The organism is Neobacillus sp. PS3-40, assembly GCF_030915485.1.
In the GTDB taxonomy this organism is placed as follows: Bacteria; Bacillota; Bacilli; order Bacillales; family Cytobacillaceae; genus JAUZPL01.
In genome coordinates this window covers 4,054,194-4,070,480 of the sequence record NZ_CP133266.1, presented here as the reverse complement: position 1 = coordinate 4,070,480, position 16,287 = coordinate 4,054,194, and the positions used below count along the sequence as shown (strand labels likewise).

The window sequence follows — 16,287 nt, the reverse complement described above, 5'->3', positions numbered from 1 at the left end:
TAAAAAAAGTAAGCAGGTAATGAAACTGCTTACAAAAATTTTTTTATTAGATGTTCATTAAATTTATTAAATTCATGCTGGTAAACTGGCCTTCCGACTGTTCCATAAATCACTTTTACATCAAGAATCCCCATATCCTTTAAATACTTTAAATACTTCCTTACAGATACTCTTGAAATTCCAACAATTTTTACTACATCCTCTGTTGAAAACGGGGCTTCCTTCAATTCTTGAATTGCTTCCCAAATTTGTTTCAAGGTATCTTTAGTTAAACCCTTTGGGAGGTCTTCTAGAATATGTTTTTCCTCTCGTCGAAAAATTTGATGATCAAGCTCTTTTTGGCTAAACATTTCCTGACTTTGAATAAACTTTGTTTTTCCTTGATATGCAACCAAGGCCATGTTTAATCGTTCAAATTCAAATGGCTTAATTAAATAGTCTACCGCTCCATATCTTAAAGCTTTTTTTATTCTATCCATGTCGGAGGCTGCTGAAATAATAATAACATCTGTTTCTCTTTCATTTTTACGAAGGTATGTTAACATCTCTAACCCATTTTTGCCGGGCATGAAAATATCCAACAAAATGAGATCCATATCCTGTTTTTCAATAACCCTAATAGCCTCATCCACTGTAGACGCTGTCGCCATTAACTTAAATCCATTAACTTTCTCAAGATAGCGTTTATTAAATTCAGCTACCATTGGATCGTCTTCAACAATCATTACTCGGATCATATTTCTCCTCCCTCCGCTTTATATGGGATATACACTGCAAATACCGTTCCCTTTCCAGGTTTTGACGAAATAATCAATTCCCCTTCTACCTTTTCAATTGCTTGCGTAATTAAATACATTCCAAGTCCCCTATTTTCTCCTTTTGTTGAGAACCCTTTTTCAAATATTTCATTTTGTAAATCTACACTCATCCCCGCTCCTGTATCTTTTACCTCTATCGTTAAAATTTCATCTCCATAATCAAATACAACGTCAACTCTCTTGACAGAATAATTGGTTACAGCTTCGATCGCGTTATCTATTAAATTACCAATCACCGTAATTAACTCATGCGTAATATTGGAATTCTCGGGTTGCGGTAAAGGATGGTCACAGGAAACATATAGTTCTACACCTGATTCCCTCGCATAACTCAACTTCCCAATTAAAAAACCTGCTAACACAGGATCTTGTATTTTTCTTGTTACAAACCCAATTTCGTTTTTTCGATGGTCAACAGTTTCATTGATGTATTCAGTAAGTTTATCATAATGCCCCATATGTACCATCCCTAAAATGACATGGAGCTTATTCATAAACTCATGCGCCTGTGCTCGAAGTGCGTCAGCATAGAGACGAACACCACTTAATTGCTCCGCTAACAGTTGTATTTCAGTTTTATCTCGAAATGTTGCAATCACTCCAACTGCTTTATTTCCGACTATCACAGGTACCCGATTAACTAGAATGGTAATCCCATTTAAATTATGTTCTTCATCTATTTCGACGTTCTTTGCATTTACATCAGTGCTTAACCGAGCTGTAGGCATATATTCACCGATATTTAAGCCAATCGGGGCTTCATTCAAACCTGCCTTTTGGAACAACCGCTGGGCGGCTCTATTAACAAGAGTAATCCTTGATTTTTGGTCAACAGCGACAATGCCCTCTCGCACCGATTGTAACATAGCACTTCGCTCCTCTAAAAGTTTGGCAATCGCAAATGGCTCCAACCCAAGTAGTACTTTTTTAATATATCTAGCTAAAATAACGGCCCCTAATACACCGATTAAAATTCCTATTAACGTACCTATAAAAATACCCGTCCGGCTCTTATTGACGGCCTTTTCGACATTATCTAGAGAAATCCCAACTGCAACCGCACCAATCTGCTTTCCCTCTTTATCCTTAATGGGAGTAAAAGAACGCAATGAAGGTCCAAGAGACCCCTTTGAATAAGAAACATGCTCTTTTCCTTTTAGGACAGGTCCTTCATCACCACCAATAAATCGTTGTCCAATTTTTTTACTGTCTGGATGGGATTTGCGTATCCCTTTCATATCCATCACAACAACAAAATAGACGTTTGTAAGAACCCTCATTTCATTTGCGTACTGCTGGATATCTGATTCATCTCGTTTACCGCTCATTGCTTCAATAATAAGCGGGCTATGCGCCACCATCCTAGCCACATTCCTCGCCTTTTCAGCCTGATTCCCTTCAACACTTGAAGCTACCCTTTTACTAATCAGTAAATCTGTTATGAGAAGAGAAACAGCTACGACAATACATACAAAAATAATAATGATTAATTGTAAACTCCATCTTCCTTTTTTCATGATTCTCCCCCAAACTAGTTCCATCTGGATGTAATTATGCTCATTTACTATTCTACTTCAACTTATCGAAAATTCCTTACTCTTTCATTTCATAGCTTTCCCCATAAAGAAAACTCGCCGATTGGCGAGCCCCTAAGGGCGATGATTGGGCGTAGTTGCACTTATGCGCTAGCAGAATTTATGGATATAAATTCTGATTAACTAAAGAAAACTTGGCTAGCGCCAAGCCTTAGCGCCGGCGATTGCCTAGTTGCACTTATGCGATTAGAGTGCTGATTATTTATCAACAATAGTTACTTACTTTAGTGCGTTAACAAAGATATACTTTCTTATAAGCTCAAAAAGAAAATGCCCTCTCCCCCAAACATGGATGCTGGGGCTTGCGGGCATTATTACTGATTATACTGATCATTTTTTCACACAAACAGAGGATACATAGATAAATCGGTATTTCCTACATCTGATCTACCTTTACCTTATAAGCAGGATTAACCCTGCCATAATTGGCGTTAGAACCATTGCACTTTTCAGGATACTTTGTGGAACAAGATTTGTAAATTTTGCACCGACATATGAACCAATCATGGTTCCTGCCAACACTTGTACTAACAATGTAAAGTTTAAATACCCCTGGAAGTAAAATCCGATTCCGCCCGCTAAAGCAATTGGCAAAATAACAAGCATCGTTGTCCCTACTGATTGTCTGATAGATAATCCCAATATAGTAAGTAGTCCGATTTGAATAAACGGGGCTGCACCAATCCCAAAAGTACCAGACAACATTCCAGTACTTATCCCTACAAGCGCTGCCTTTTTAATTAGAACAATATTACTTGGTACATCTTTTGATTTTTTTATCATTATTTTTTGTGCGATAAATAAGCGGACAACTAATAAAACAGCAGATAGGAATAACATACTTGCTGTTAACCAATGCAAAGAATGCACTGGAATCAATCCTGCTAGTATTGAACCTAGATAGGCAGCACCAGAACCAAATCCACCTACTATCAAGCCTGTTTTAACAGAAATATTTCCCTGCCGAAAGTGGCTGTATGCACCTGACATGGTCGTAAATACCATTGCTGCAAGCGAAGTCCCTAGGGCAGTATGTATCGGAACCCCAAACAGAACGGTTAAAATAGCAATAATAAAGCCTGAGCCTCCAGCTCCAACAAATCCTAATAAAATTCCCATCACAAACATAGTCAGCGCAATAGCCAACTTAAATCCCCCCACTACCAAAACCCCTAGATATTCTATACAAATTCCATTTTACTACAGTTAAAATCGTTTCAATTATTTAATTTTTTAAAAAAAGACTGACCCAAAAACAAAGAGCCAGTCTCTCATCAATTATATTCAGTAAAAATCAGCTAATTTTAACCTTTATTAATTAACTGTGAGTTGACTGCTTCGTTTGATCAGGCTCTACCAATCAATAACTAGGCATTGTTCAGATTCCCTATACATTATGCCAGTTCTATATGAGAGCTGGCTTTTTTTCATCCACTAACGTTAATAGTCGTTCTTTGATTTCATCAACACTAACATTTTTCTGTGAAACACCCGTTTCCATTGCCGCTTTAGCAACAGCAGCTGCCACATGTGCTGCTACTCTACGATCAAATGGATCTGGAATGACATAATCAGCATGAAGTTCTTCGTTTGAAATTAGCCCGGCAATTGCAAGTACCGCCGCAAGTTTCATTTCTTCATTAATTTCTTTTGCATGAACATCTAATGCTCCGCGGAAAATTCCTGGGAATGCAAGTACGTTATTGACCTGATTTGGAAAATCGGAGCGTCCCGTTCCAACTACTAGTGCTCCCGCTTCTTTTGCGTCTTCCGGCATAATCTCCGGTTCTGGATTGGCCATAGCAAAAATAATTGGATCGCGATTCATGGAACGAACCATTTCCTTCGTAACGACACCTGCAGCAGATACTCCAACAAAAACGTCAGCGAAAACAAGCGCATCCTCAACTGTTCCTTGTTTCTGTTCTTTGTTAGTAATAAGAGCCATCTCATCTTTGAATTTATTCATTCCGTAAGGACGACCTTCATAAATAATTCCTTTTGTATCACACAAAATCACATCTTTTACACCCATATGAAGCAAGAGTTTAACAATTGCCACGCCTGCTGAACCAGCACCATTTGCGACAACACGAATATCTTTGATATCTTTGTTTGCTAGTTTAAGAGCATTGATTAGCCCAGCAGCAGTTACAATTGCCGTCCCGTGTTGATCATCATGGAAAACAGGAATATCACAAGCTTTTCGTAATCGATCTTCAATTTCAAAACATCGAGGTGCTGAGATATCTTCTAAGTTTACACCGCCAAAGGTTGGCTCTAAAAACTTGACAGTTTCGACAATTTTATCTGGATCGGTTGTCCCTAAACAAATTGGGAATGCATCTACATCTGCAAATGTTTTGAATAACACAGCTTTACCTTCCATAACTGGCATAGCAGCTTTCGGACCAATATTTCCTAGACCAAGTACAGCCGTTCCGTCTGAAACAATGGCAACGAGATTCCCTTTTGCAGTATAATCATATACTTTATTATCATCCTTGTAGATTTCCATACAAGGCTCAGCTACACCTGGAGAATACGCAAGACTTAAATCCTTGGCATTACCTACTTGAACCTTTGAATAGACACCAAGCTTTCCTTGATGGTCTTTATGCATCTTTAATGCTTCATCCCGTAAGTTTGACATAACGAATCTCTCCTCTTTGTTAAATACTTTCTTAAATACAGATCAAAGGATGTAAAGTCATTGTAGATATCGACATTTTTGATAATCATTACACCCTGTTTTTTATACTTTCATTTTATTTCCTTTGTAAGCATTTTCATAGATTTTGTAACTTTAATAACTAATTTTGTAATTAAAAAAAGCTTGTGATGGGAATTAAAGTAAACGATTATTGGCCCATTTTCTAATTCGTAAATGAAAGCATATCTCATTCCGCTGATATAATCGATTTTTCGCCTATATCTCTATTGTTTTCGCTGATAAAACTATTTTTTCGCTGATAAAACCATTTTTTCGCTGATATCTCATTTATTTTCGCTGATAAAATAAATTTTCCACTGAAAACTAGGATTATTTTACTTTTATATTCTAATTTAAGTGTCGAACCACGAAGGGATGAAATGATGAACAACAATTTTTGCGAAAATAAGCGAGAAATGTACTTGAAACAAACAAAAATAAGACAAGACCGCCATGGCCTTGCCTTACCCAACAATAATTATTTGCTTTTGCTTACAAGTAATTTCCATATTCCTTAATAAAAATAATTTGCTTGTTTATAGCGTTAAAATAATCGGCCCATTTTTAGTAATGATCATCGTGTGTTCGTACTGTGCTACATAACTGTTTTCTGTTACATAGGTCCAACCGTCACCTTGTTCAATTACTTCTTCATCTTTGGTTGAAATAAATGGCTCAACTGCGATAACCATGCCTTCTTGTAGCAATCCATTATCTGAGCGCTCATAATAATTGTAAATATAATTAGGTTTTTCGTGGATTGAACGTCCAATTCCATGCCCTGTAAGGTTTTTGATAACTGTTAATCCATGCTGTCTTGCAGTTTGGTAAACCACTTTTCCGATTCCATTTATTTTGGAACCCGGGTTTGCTTTCTTAATACCTGCATCAAATGCTTCTTTAGCAACCTCGCAAATTTTAGTTAAAACTTCTTCGCCTTTACCTACTACAATCGAGATCCCTGTATCAGCAAAATAACCGTTCTTGGATCCTGAAACATCTATATTAACGAGATCCCCTTCTTTAATAACCCGAGGACCTGGAATACCATGCGCTACTTCTTCATTGACACTTATGCAGGTATAGCCTGGAAAATCATATTCACCTTTTGGGGCTGAGATTGAACCAGACTTCTCAAATAACTCACCAGCTAGATCATCAAGTTCCTTAGTTGTTATACCTGGTACCGTTCTTTGTACCAATTCATTTCTAATCGATGCGACGATTTTGCCAATTTCTTTCAAACCATTAAAATCCTCTTCTGTCCTCGCTATCATACTTTTCCCACCTACTATATTCTATCTTAAATTATCTTAATCATATTAAATTGTACCTTTTCTCACTCAAAATATCCATGCAGAGCTAGTATTTACTACTCCTAATTTCGCTGGCAATTGCCTAGTTGTTTTTATGCGATTTAAGTGATGATTATTTATTAACGATACTTTACTTTAATGCGTTAACAAAAATAAACCTTCTTATAAGCTAAAAAATCCAAGTCAGAATGCTTTGGCTTGGATTTTTTAGCTATTACCGTCACTTACTTTACGAATTTCGCAATTCTATACGGCGAATTTTTCCAGAATCCGTTTTAGGTAGCGACTCGACAAACTGAATGATCCTTGGATACTTATATGGAGCAGTTAATTTTTTAACAAATTGTTTGAGATCATTAATCAACTCTTCCGTCCCAACAACACCAGACTTTACTACCACAAATGCTTTTACAACATTCCCTCTTATTGGGTCTGGGTAAGCAACAACTGCGCATTCTTGGACTGATTCATGTTTCATTAATGCATCTTCCACTTCAAATGGCCCGATCGTGTATCCAGAACTGATAATGACGTCATCATTCCTACCCTGAAACCAAAAGTAATTGTCTTCGTCTTTGGAAGCCCTATCCCCCGTCAAAAAATAATTCCCATGGTAGGTGTTAGCGGTCTTTTCACTATCTTTATAATATAGTTCAAAGAGTGCGGGGAAATCTTTTCTAACTGCAATTGTTCCAACTTCATTCACTGAAACTGGAACACCATTGGTATCTACAATTTCAATAAATTCTTTAAGGAGTGGTTGACCCATTGAGCCAATTTTTGAAACATCCACATTTAAATTTGCTATTAGTAATGTACTTTCTGTCTGACCATAACCATCCCGAATTTGGATGTCAAAATGATTTTTAAAGACATCAATAACTTCCCTATTTAGCGCTTCACCAGCGGAAACAGCGGTATGTAAATGCGAAAGATCAAATGTTGAAATTTCATCTAGTTTTGCCATCATCCGATATTCAGTTGGTGTGCAGCATAAAACATTGATTTTTTTATCTTGAAGAAGTTGCAAATATTTATGTGGCTGGAACTTTCCATTATAGACAAAGCCAGTTGCTCCGGAACCTAATATAGAAAGAAGTGGACTCCAAACCCATTTTTGCCATCCAGGTGCAGCAGTTGCCCAAACGGTATCTGCTTCACCAATATTAAGCCACTTTGAAGCCGCAATTCTTAGGTGGGCAAATCCCCAACCATGACTGTGGACAACCCCTTTTGGCATCCCCGTTGTTCCAGATGTATAGGCAAGAAATGCATAATCATCTTTTACCGTATCTGCCGTTGTAAACGTCTCTGGCTCCACATCAATTAAATTTTCCATTGAAAGCCAACCAGGAACTTCCTGACCAAAAGTTATCCTGAATTGTAAATAAGGGGTAGCTTCTTCTATATTTTCGAATTCCGTAACGAATTGATGATATGTAATAACCGCTTTTGCCTCTGAATGGTTTAAACGATAGACTAAATCTTTAGCTCGTAGTAATTCTGATGATGGACTAATGATGATGCCTGCTTTTAAACATGCCAAATAAATCACATATGATTCGATAAGACGCGTAGTCATTACGACTATACAGTCACCTTTCTTTAATCCTAAGCTTGTTAAACCATTAGCAAGTTTATTAGCCCTCTTTATTAATTCAGAGTACTTTACTGTCTGTTGTTCACCCAATTCATTTTCCCATACTAAAGCTTCCTTTTCCGAAAAATGTTGATCAATTTCGTTGGCAATATTATAGTGTTCTGGTGCAATTAAAAGGTTTAAATCCACGTTTTTCATCCTCTTTTTCTTCTTGTACGGTAAATTTTTAAATGTTCGTTTCTATTAGGCAACATTATCGTACGTATATTTTTAACCAATGCAATTCCGTAAATAATGATATGACCATAGCCACACAAAGTAAAGTTTTAACTCTTTAAAACGATACAGGATTGCTTTATTACCTATAAAAGCTCATTTCTTTTCATTATTATCTCCAAAAAAAAAATGCATCCACATTACTCGGATGCATACTTAATGATTCCATGTAAATAAACGGCGTTTTCTCGTGAAATGCACTCTCTTACTTTTATTTTCCCTTCATGTTCTAATTCTTTTACCCATTCTTCAATAGTACTTTTATCTTTCTCCGTAACTGTTGGAATTTCAATTGTAAAAAAATTTCCTTGATTCATTTTCTGAAAGTTCTTCATTAATTTATCTTTATTATTCATCTGTTCATCCCTCTCACTCCCTATTATATTCGACCAGAAGTTGGTTTTTTCCTGTAAAAAATGACGAATATTATAAAATGAGAAGTGAGAGCTAATTAATCTTTAAATATTTTTGGCATATTTTGATACAAAACTCGTTTTAAACGCCTTCAGCCTTGAACACCGTTCTTATGGATCTAACGCAATTCAATACTATTTAAAATTAAAATGAATTAAAATTAGACCTATTTTTTATTTTTATTTGCTTTTCTAATTATCTTCTGTTATGATAAAGAAGAATTATTTTTGTTCGGTGTAAAGGATAGTATAAGTATTCAACTTTTCGTCTTAATGATCACTTTGGGCAAGGGTAGTAACACATTGAGCGATACGCTCTCAGGAGGCAACATATTATGGAACAAGGTACAGTAAAATGGTTTAACGCAGAAAAAGGTTTTGGATTTATCGAACGTGAAGGTGGAGAAGACGTATTCGTTCATTTCTCTGCTATCCAATCTGAAGGTTTCAAATCATTAGACGAAGGTCAAAAAGTAACTTTCGACGTTGAAAAAGGCGCTCGTGGACCACAAGCAGCTAACGTTCAAAAAGCATAATATTGCTTTTAAATAGAACAGACCCTTTTTAAAAGGGTCTGTTTTTTTTCTAGACTTTTATAATGTTGATATATAAATTAAGGTAATCTCTCACTTCGGAAGTCTACATTCTCTTCTCTTTCAGCTGTTGTATTCGATCAGCAAACACAGAAAAAACATTATTAACAATGTAATTATTTTTTCACATCAGATTCCTCTTCTATATCCGGCATTTTAAATACAAATAAAGTTGGAAAAACTCTTTGAAATTGTGTCACATTCTTTGGTTACTCCGTATATCTTTCATGAAAATCAATACTTTGGATACTGCTTAAGTAAATCTAGTTGTATAAATATCTCCCTACGAGTTAAAATGAATTGAATGTTTTAAAACGGGGGGATGAATAAACTTGGATTACATACCACAAGTTTCAACAGGATATTATCCAGAAGATGCCGGATGGGCAAGTCGACCAGATGGTGAGAATATTCTTCTTTTATGTATACCAGAATTTAATTATTTAATTACATTTCAAGTGAAGAGCTATGATTATACATGGTTATATAATCAAGAGCTAGATGCATATATATTTTGCTTTAAAGTAAATAAACAATCTGAACATGCGGTAATCTTTAAAAAGGATCACGCCGGGGTTCTATTACAGGAAGAATTTGCATTTAAACCGTTTACAATTGCGATTACACATAAAGATTTAGGAACTATAAGTGAAAAGGACCCCGTTTTTTTGCTGAATGATATTGAAATTTCAAGAAGCGAAATTGCGGGTTGGTAATATACTAATTCTAAAACGACGGCAAAAAATAGATTTTGCCGTCGTTTTTTATTTTTAACGTAAATTACCTAATTTTAGTTATGTCCCTAACAGCTAACCGAGTCAAAAGAATGATTATTCAATATTCTTAACTTGACTAACGATCTTAACTAATTCATCCATCTTTTGATTTCTTTCTTGGTCTGATTTCGTTTTTGCATTCATGAATTTAATCACTTTAATTATGAAATAAATGCAAAAAGCAGTTAGAGCTAAATATAGAATAATAGGTAAAAACATGAGAAGGGCAATCCCACCCTCTGGCGCAGCGTTAGTAAACATAGTAATCCTCCTAGTTTGTTAAATATATCAATATTATACATTATTTTCTTACGTAAAACTGTCCCGTTCCTATCCTTGATTCATTTTCGATAATAGATTGGAAATTAAAAGTGGAAGTAGTTTTTTATTTCTCTCCTATTTTTCACCACTAAAAGCTTGTTACTATATACTTCAATTTTTTCAAAGAAACCTGGTTTCCCCACATTTTCAAAATACTTATTCCACTTAAACATCTTTAAAAACACTTTGAATGTTGGTTTATAATTTGATTTTTCTAATCCAATTTTTTGAAATGCAAATCTCTTTATAATTCGTAAGATTCTTATTGAGTAATTTGTATCTAAAAAGAGGATCAATTCTGCATTATGAAAACTATTAGTTACCCATTCCTCATTATGAATCCCTTCGATAATCCAAGCTTCTGAATTGAGAATGGTATTCAAATAGCCCCTTCTTTCTTCTTCTGATCTTCTTATATCTCCAGATTTATGCCTTTCCCAAACAATGTTGTCTAATTCATAAAACGGAACATTATACTTTGATGATAATTCTTTTGCTAACGTTGTCTTTCCACTGCCCACTGAACCAATAATATGTATTTTTTTAGGAATAGTTTTTTTCAATTAGACACCTCTTCGGTAATTTAATCAGAGTTTCCATTTTATTCTATATGATCATCAAAATTTCCTCTTTCTTATAGGCTCTTTTCTTAAACTTTGTTGCTAGTTGAAACTAAATTAGAATGGGATTCCAGTTTACCGATGAAAACCGTAGGAAGTTTTTAAGAAAAGAGCACGATACTATTATTATTTCGGGTTTTTAGACTAGGTACGAAAAACAACATTCTATGCGAAAACAGCCTTCTTATAAAAAAGCCCATAAAGTTTAGTTGAAGTACAATAAAAATAAGAGTGAGAAATCAAATTCGATTTCTCACTCAGTATGTCGCTAATTATAGTGTTTGAATTTTTAAAATGGAACCATTTATCTATCCATAATTTATTTATATAAATGAAAAAAAACTGCTCAACGCACGAGCAGGTAAACGGTTCACATGTATTCGAAGGAAGTATTTAAAGGTCTAACTTGATACAGTAGCTTAGTGATAGAGGAAAAACTATGAACTTCTAGATTGCGTTTACCCTGAACCGCGTTATCGGGTGCGTTGTTTTTAGTACGGACACTTTTTAAAATTTCCGCCTTTTTATGGTGATCGGTAGCATATTTCAGAAGATCAGCTCCAAAATTTATAGTTTACTTGGATATACTAAAAAACTCATTGCCTTTTTGAAATTTTATTCTCAAATTGCTTTCACCAATCATTTTTATTTGCCCTTCACCAACTACCTTAGCCTCTCTACCTTTGTAGCTTTTATCTTTTTTAAAATATATCTTCCCGTTCATTTCCCAATCTTTTAAACATAAATATTGCATTTCTACACCTGTTTACTAAAATCTTCTGAATGCTAACAATCCCAAACCTAATAAGGGATACACCATGAGTGATACTTTCTTTATTCCATCGGGAATTTAGGAGATTAATACAACCTAATTCTCAAATTACCCATGAGCTAGTTAGAATCGGCTAGTTTTAGGAAAATGCTCCCTTCGATCAAGCCGTATAGATTTAAGTACCAGGTATACACCTCCTTCAATTGTAAATCCATTTTCCATATGATCAACATTCCATTGTAAGCATCTAATCTAAGTATTTCCGTTTATTCTTCCCCTTAATTGACTACTTCATAGATTCCTCCACCGGATGTTGGTCTATTCATAAATGGTTTTGGAGGAAAGAAGTATTATCTTAAAAGAAAAAAATCTGCTCTTAATAATAAGGAAATAATAAGTTGTAACAGTACGAACTAATTTGATACCAGTTTACTGAAATAATAGTGGGGATACTTAAGCGTAGATCCCGGAGCAGTTAGCAATAATCTTTGTCAGCATGCCTAAATGAGCTATAAATTAGCTAGGGATGCTCATTTTTAACAAATCAGTTGCTTGTAATTCAGTTATTCCTTTAATTAACCCTAATTCACCAATCAGGATTTTCCTTGCATTATCTAACATTTGTTTTTCACCAGAATTAAGATTTTTTTCATTTTGAAGTCGTATTAAATCACGTACAACTTCAGCACCTTCTTTTAATTTACCAGTTCGCATTTTATCAGAATTTATTTTAAATCTTTCTTTCCATGTTAATGAACTATCAGATTCTCCATGATAGAAAATATCCATTACAGCTTCCATGGAACGCTTATCGGCAACCAAACGAATGTGTGAATTTATTATATTTTTAATCGGGATAAGTACTTGCATTTTATTCATTGGTATTTTTATAACATAATATTTCTGGGTTTGCCCCTGGATTTCTTTCTCTTCAATTCCTTCAATGACACCTGCACCATGCATTGGATAGATAATGTTATCGCCAATTTCAAACAAATAATCCACCTCCATGTATTGTATATTCATGATACCACTGTTTTCATTTTTTATCAAACTTTATATAATATCATTTTGAAGAAATACATGTCAATAGTTTTTATTTATTTTTTAAATCGATTTTAAAAAACTTCCAGTATTGCTAATTTAGGCTATTCCCGAGGCCATTCTATTATCTTTAGGTTACTTGGTAATCCATTACATGGATTCGCCACTTTGATGATTGTTGTGGAAATCAACCGGCATGATTAACAGAACCTTCTTCTTAAAATCATTGTAAAAAGCAATCATACGATCTATGATTGCCCCACACTCAAACATTTCTTAACATATTTTTATTATTTTTATTTTCTTCGAATGATAGCACTTCATCAACATGTTGATAGGATTCCCCATAAAACTGCTTGTCCTTAAAAGTATGAATCATTTCATATGTTTTTTGCATTGCTTTAAATATCATTTGTTCTGATTCATTATGGGGTGCCCAAAATAAAATCTCCATTGGAGTAACTTCCCTTGTCGCAATCGAACGCCTTTCATAGCCAATAGATTTTGCGTGTTGAAATCCTTCCCTCTTGTAAAAACGCAATCGTTTCTCTGTATCACTATCTTGATAATTAATAGGCTCTACTTCCAGGATGATCGGTTTTTCTTTCTCTTTCATCTTCTCAAGTAAGCTGTGTCCTAATCCTTCTCCTCTCGCCTTGTTGGAAACAAATAGATAATCGATAAAAACAAAATTATCTAATTCTGCATACATAAGAACATAATTCGTGCCTTCATCCTTATGGTATATTTCTGAATGCTCTTTTAGCAATGTCTCCATATGTTCTTTCGATTTCATTTCCTCTACTGGGAAGTATTGGTTTAGCTTCTCATACCAGTGCATATCTTCACTCCTTCATATTAGTGTCCCTTAAAAATCGTTAGAATCATTTTGATTATCTAAATAGTGAACATTTTTCTCTTGAAAGTATTTGTTGAATTGCCTTTTTTAATACAGGATAAGTCTTATGAATGGTATCATCGAGAAATAGTAACAAAGAATGAGTTTGTCACTTAAGCTTCTTCGCTCCTTTTTTTACATTGAATATTCAACCGTGTTAAAATAGAAGGATAATGAACCAAGGAGAGTTTTTTTTGGATAAAAAAATAGATCATATCGGCATCGCTGTTCGGAATTTAGATAGCAGCATTCATTTTTATGAAAATGTTCTTTTTGGCCATTTAATTGACCGCTACAAAAGTGAAGTACCTGGTGTAGAAAGTGAAGTTGCCATTATGGAGGTCAATGGTGACAGAATTGAATTGCTTGCACCAACAAATAATACCACTTCCCCCATAGCTCGTTTTATTAAACAAAAAGGAAAAGGAGTTCATCATATTGCTTACCGAGTCGATGACCTTGACGTAGCATTAATAGAACTCAAGAACCAAGGCGTTCGAATACTAGAAGATTCCCTAAGAATGAACAAACATGGAAGACGACTAATCTATCTAAATCCTGCAGATACAGAAGGCACCATTATTGAGTATTGCGATTACCCAAGTCCAAAAACAGATTTGTAAATTCGAACGGGTTCCGTTTTTTTGGGGGAAATATCGTTAAACAGATTTTTAAAATAGAAAACAAATAATCCCAAAAAATGAATCGGTCACAGTTACCGATTCATTTTTTTGGGTAAACAAAGAGATTGTGTTTCGCAAGTATATTTGATTGGTCGCCCTATTTCCCATCAAAAAAGTGGGCATTTTGAATAAGGGCATATTTTAGTCTGCATTTATCCCAAATTAATACATTCCACTTGATTTTTTCCAAATATATGTTAAAATTATCGTTAATTAACTAAATATTCAATATAGTTTGATAATTTTTTCACATAATATCACACTTTTAAATCTTCATATGTTAACAATGATTTGATTGGAGGGAATAGAATTTAGTAAAAGGTGTCATTTAAACCTGTGATTGTCACTTTAAAAAAATTATAGGAGTTGATAATATGTATAATCTTCAAAACAAAACGCTTAGCGAAGTAAACTCTATTGTCACAATGTCAGAAGGTACGGATACAAATAAAAAGAAGGGATTAATCTATGTATTAATTGGATGGACATTCTTCGCTATATCCCTCATTTTTTTACCGATTATATTCGGGTCAATCGCTATATTCATGAGTATAATGACTTATTTTGAAAGAAGTGAGGCCCATGGAACAGTATTAATGATTTTTGCAGTAATGGGTCTAATACTTGGTTCAATATTTAACTTTTTCGTAACAGGTACATTGTTTATTTAGGATCTTTAACGTTAGAAGGTGTCCAAAAGTGAATATTTTGGAACACCTTCTATTTTTTTGTGGAGTGGCATATGAGTATTACTTCGTGCTCTATTATTCTACTTTTTACTTTACATTTTCAATAAACTTATTTGTATACGTCAAACTTAAGTCTACTTTTTTTACTCCTGGTTTAAAGGCAGATAGAATTTTTTGGACATTTTCAGGAACTCCAGCAGGCATTTTCCCATCCGTTGTAAACATTGGAAGCTGGCCCTTTAGAGCTTGAATATACACTGTTTTATCCCCTGCATAATACTCTTCAGGCATTTTATCTGCAATTTCCTCAGGTGTATGCGAACCCATCCATTTCAAGGTTTTGACATAGGCATTTGCTAATCTCTGGACAACATCAGGATGTGCTTTCACATAATCGTTGCTCATGTAAAGACTTGTTGCAGCATATCCGCCACCTAAAGATTTTTCTGTCCCTTCTTTAGAGTTCATGTCAACAAACGTAAATGCCATATTTTTATTTAAAAGAAGGGATGCAGTTGGTTCACTTGTTACACATGCATCAATACGGTTATTTTGCATCGCTGCAATTAACGTTTGACCTGCGCCAACTGGTAATGGTTTATAATCACTTTCTTTATTACCACCTTTGACTACGTTATAGCTTGCAAGCATATTCGTAGATGAACCTAATCCCGTTACACCTATGTTAAGCCCTTTTAAATCAGCTAAAGTTTTTACTTTATCCTTCAATCGATTGGCTACCATTAGCTGCTCACCAGGTACCCCCGCCATAGTAACAACGGCTTCCACATTTTTTCCTTTTGACTGTAAATCTAGCGTATGATCATAAAATCCACCTGCCCCATCAACCTGACCAGCTAGAAGAGCTGTTTCAGCACTCTGACCTGCACTTTCTGAAATTAGTGTTACAATGAGGCCTTCATCTTCATAAAAGCCTAGTTTCTCAGCCAGCATGAAAGGTAAATAAATAATTTTCTCCAAACCACCAACCATAATAGATACTCTTTGTGTGCTAGAAGACTTTTTATCACTATTCTTTGCTTTGCTTGATGTAGTTGTTGACTTTGTAGATGAACACCCTGAAAGTAGCAGAGCTACAATTGTCATACATGAAACGATTAAGCTTAATTTTCTTATTTTCTTTTTCATTACTTAATTCC

The 16,287-nt window shown here is 34.8% G+C and carries 17 protein-coding genes; 4 read left to right on the top strand and 13 right to left on the bottom strand.

All coding sequences use genetic code 11. The features are described 5' to 3' along the window. Positions 1-29 precede the first annotated feature (29 nt). The 7 genes from RCG20_RS19805 to RCG20_RS19775 form a co-directional block, all read right to left on the bottom strand. Complete coding sequence (locus RCG20_RS19805) at positions 30-737, bottom strand: response regulator (protein WP_308181852.1); 708 nt, start codon at positions 735-737, stop codon at positions 30-32. Next, entirely contained in the window at positions 734-2,335 is a 1,602-nt protein-coding gene (gene dcuS, locus RCG20_RS19800) for a DcuS/MalK family sensor histidine kinase (RefSeq protein ID WP_308181851.1), read from the bottom strand. Before dcuS ends, RCG20_RS19805 begins: the two co-directional genes overlap by 4 nt. A gap of 471 nt (positions 2,336-2,806) precedes the next feature. Further along, on the bottom strand, positions 2,807-3,559 hold the full coding sequence (locus RCG20_RS19795) for a sulfite exporter TauE/SafE family protein (RefSeq protein ID WP_308184408.1): 753 nt from the start codon (positions 3,557-3,559) through the stop codon (positions 2,807-2,809). Between the two features lie 259 nt (positions 3,560-3,818). Beyond that, on the bottom strand, positions 3,819-5,066 hold the full coding sequence (locus RCG20_RS19790; protein ID WP_308181850.1) for an NADP-dependent malic enzyme: 1,248 nt from the start codon (positions 5,064-5,066) through the stop codon (positions 3,819-3,821). Between the two features lie 596 nt (positions 5,067-5,662). Beyond that, the gene (map, locus tag RCG20_RS19785) at positions 5,663-6,403 is read right to left on the bottom strand and encodes a type I methionyl aminopeptidase (protein WP_308181849.1); all 741 of its coding nucleotides are present in this window, start codon (positions 6,401-6,403) and stop codon (positions 5,663-5,665) included. Between the two features lie 268 nt (positions 6,404-6,671). Further along, on the bottom strand, positions 6,672-8,240 hold the full coding sequence (locus tag RCG20_RS19780; protein ID WP_308181848.1) for an acetate--CoA ligase: 1,569 nt from the start codon (positions 8,238-8,240) through the stop codon (positions 6,672-6,674). 218 nt (positions 8,241-8,458) lie between these two features. After that, the gene (locus RCG20_RS19775; protein WP_308181847.1) at positions 8,459-8,674 is read right to left on the bottom strand and encodes a hypothetical protein; all 216 of its coding nucleotides are present in this window, start codon (positions 8,672-8,674) and stop codon (positions 8,459-8,461) included. 392 nt (positions 8,675-9,066) lie between these two features. Between RCG20_RS19775 and RCG20_RS19770 the strand changes: the two genes are divergently transcribed. Next, positions 9,067-9,267 carry a cold-shock protein gene (locus RCG20_RS19770; protein ID WP_308181846.1) on the top strand — a complete coding sequence of 67 codons (201 nt, stop codon included), beginning with the start codon at positions 9,067-9,069 and terminating at the stop codon, positions 9,265-9,267. 389 nt (positions 9,268-9,656) lie between these two features. Then, positions 9,657-10,040 carry a hypothetical protein gene (locus RCG20_RS19765; protein ID WP_308181845.1) on the top strand — a complete coding sequence of 128 codons (384 nt, stop codon included), beginning with the start codon at positions 9,657-9,659 and terminating at the stop codon, positions 10,038-10,040. Positions 10,041-10,154: 114 nt separating this feature from the next. Here the strand turns inward: RCG20_RS19765 and RCG20_RS19760 are convergent, their stop codons facing one another. From RCG20_RS19760 to RCG20_RS19740, 5 genes are all read right to left on the bottom strand, one after another. After that, positions 10,155-10,361 carry a hypothetical protein gene (locus RCG20_RS19760; RefSeq protein ID WP_308181844.1) on the bottom strand — a complete coding sequence of 69 codons (207 nt, stop codon included), beginning with the start codon at positions 10,359-10,361 and terminating at the stop codon, positions 10,155-10,157. 104 nt (positions 10,362-10,465) lie between these two features. After that, a complete protein-coding gene (locus tag RCG20_RS19755) occupies positions 10,466-10,984 on the bottom strand; it encodes an AAA family ATPase (RefSeq protein WP_308181843.1) in 519 nt (172 codons plus the stop codon). A gap of 631 nt (positions 10,985-11,615) precedes the next feature. Then, positions 11,616-11,795: a hypothetical protein gene (locus tag RCG20_RS19750; protein ID WP_308181842.1), complete on the bottom strand. Its 180-nt coding sequence runs from the start codon at positions 11,793-11,795 to the stop codon at positions 11,616-11,618. A 534-nt stretch (positions 11,796-12,329) separates the two neighbouring features. After that, a complete protein-coding gene (locus RCG20_RS19745; RefSeq protein ID WP_308184407.1) occupies positions 12,330-12,824 on the bottom strand; it encodes a CarD family transcriptional regulator in 495 nt (164 codons plus the stop codon). A 298-nt stretch (positions 12,825-13,122) separates the two neighbouring features. After that, on the bottom strand, positions 13,123-13,698 hold the full coding sequence (locus tag RCG20_RS19740; protein WP_308181841.1) for a GNAT family N-acetyltransferase: 576 nt from the start codon (positions 13,696-13,698) through the stop codon (positions 13,123-13,125). Between the two features lie 251 nt (positions 13,699-13,949). On the opposite strand from RCG20_RS19740, the gene RCG20_RS19735 reads away from it, so the two are divergent. After that, positions 13,950-14,378 (top strand): VOC family protein, encoded by a 429-nt coding sequence (locus tag RCG20_RS19735; protein ID WP_308181840.1) that lies wholly within the window; start codon positions 13,950-13,952, stop codon positions 14,376-14,378. Positions 14,379-14,812: 434 nt separating this feature from the next. Next, positions 14,813-15,109, top strand: a complete 297-nt coding sequence (locus tag RCG20_RS19730) for a hypothetical protein (protein ID WP_308181839.1) — start codon at positions 14,813-14,815, stop codon at positions 15,107-15,109. Between the two features lie 105 nt (positions 15,110-15,214). Here the strand turns inward: RCG20_RS19730 and RCG20_RS19725 are convergent, their stop codons facing one another. After that, positions 15,215-16,276 (bottom strand): ABC transporter substrate-binding protein, encoded by a 1,062-nt coding sequence (locus RCG20_RS19725; RefSeq protein ID WP_308181838.1) that lies wholly within the window; start codon positions 16,274-16,276, stop codon positions 15,215-15,217. Positions 16,277-16,287 lie beyond the last annotated feature (11 nt).

Excerpts from the sequence above, each read along its gene's own strand:
- RCG20_RS19725 (WP_308181838.1), bottom strand. The coding sequence starts at position 16,276 with ATGAAAAAGAAAATAAGAAAATTAAGCTTAATCGTTTCATGTATGACA.
- RCG20_RS19730 (WP_308181839.1), top strand. The coding sequence starts at position 14,813 with ATGTATAATCTTCAAAACAAAACGCTTAGCGAAGTAAACTCTATTGTC.
- dcuS (WP_308181851.1), bottom strand. The coding sequence starts at position 2,335 with ATGAAAAAAGGAAGATGGAGTTTACAATTAATCATTATTATTTTTGTA.
- RCG20_RS19770 (WP_308181846.1), top strand. The coding sequence starts at position 9,067 with ATGGAACAAGGTACAGTAAAATGGTTTAACGCAGAAAAAGGTTTTGGA.
- RCG20_RS19750 (WP_308181842.1), bottom strand. The coding sequence starts at position 11,795 with ATGCAATATTTATGTTTAAAAGATTGGGAAATGAACGGGAAGATATAT.
- RCG20_RS19740 (WP_308181841.1), bottom strand. The coding sequence starts at position 13,698 with ATGCACTGGTATGAGAAGCTAAACCAATACTTCCCAGTAGAGGAAATG.
- RCG20_RS19790 (WP_308181850.1), bottom strand. The coding sequence starts at position 5,066 with ATGTCAAACTTACGGGATGAAGCATTAAAGATGCATAAAGACCATCAA.
- RCG20_RS19745 (WP_308184407.1), bottom strand. The coding sequence starts at position 12,824 with ATGGAGGTGGATTATTTGTTTGAAATTGGCGATAACATTATCTATCCA.
- RCG20_RS19760 (WP_308181844.1), bottom strand. The coding sequence starts at position 10,361 with ATGTTTACTAACGCTGCGCCAGAGGGTGGGATTGCCCTTCTCATGTTT.
- map (WP_308181849.1), bottom strand. The coding sequence starts at position 6,403 with ATGATAGCGAGGACAGAAGAGGATTTTAATGGTTTGAAAGAAATTGGC.
- RCG20_RS19805 (WP_308181852.1), bottom strand. The coding sequence starts at position 737 with ATGATCCGAGTAATGATTGTTGAAGACGATCCAATGGTAGCTGAATTT.
- RCG20_RS19780 (WP_308181848.1), bottom strand. The coding sequence starts at position 8,240 with ATGAAAAACGTGGATTTAAACCTTTTAATTGCACCAGAACACTATAAT.
- RCG20_RS19775 (WP_308181847.1), bottom strand. The coding sequence starts at position 8,674 with ATGAATAATAAAGATAAATTAATGAAGAACTTTCAGAAAATGAATCAA.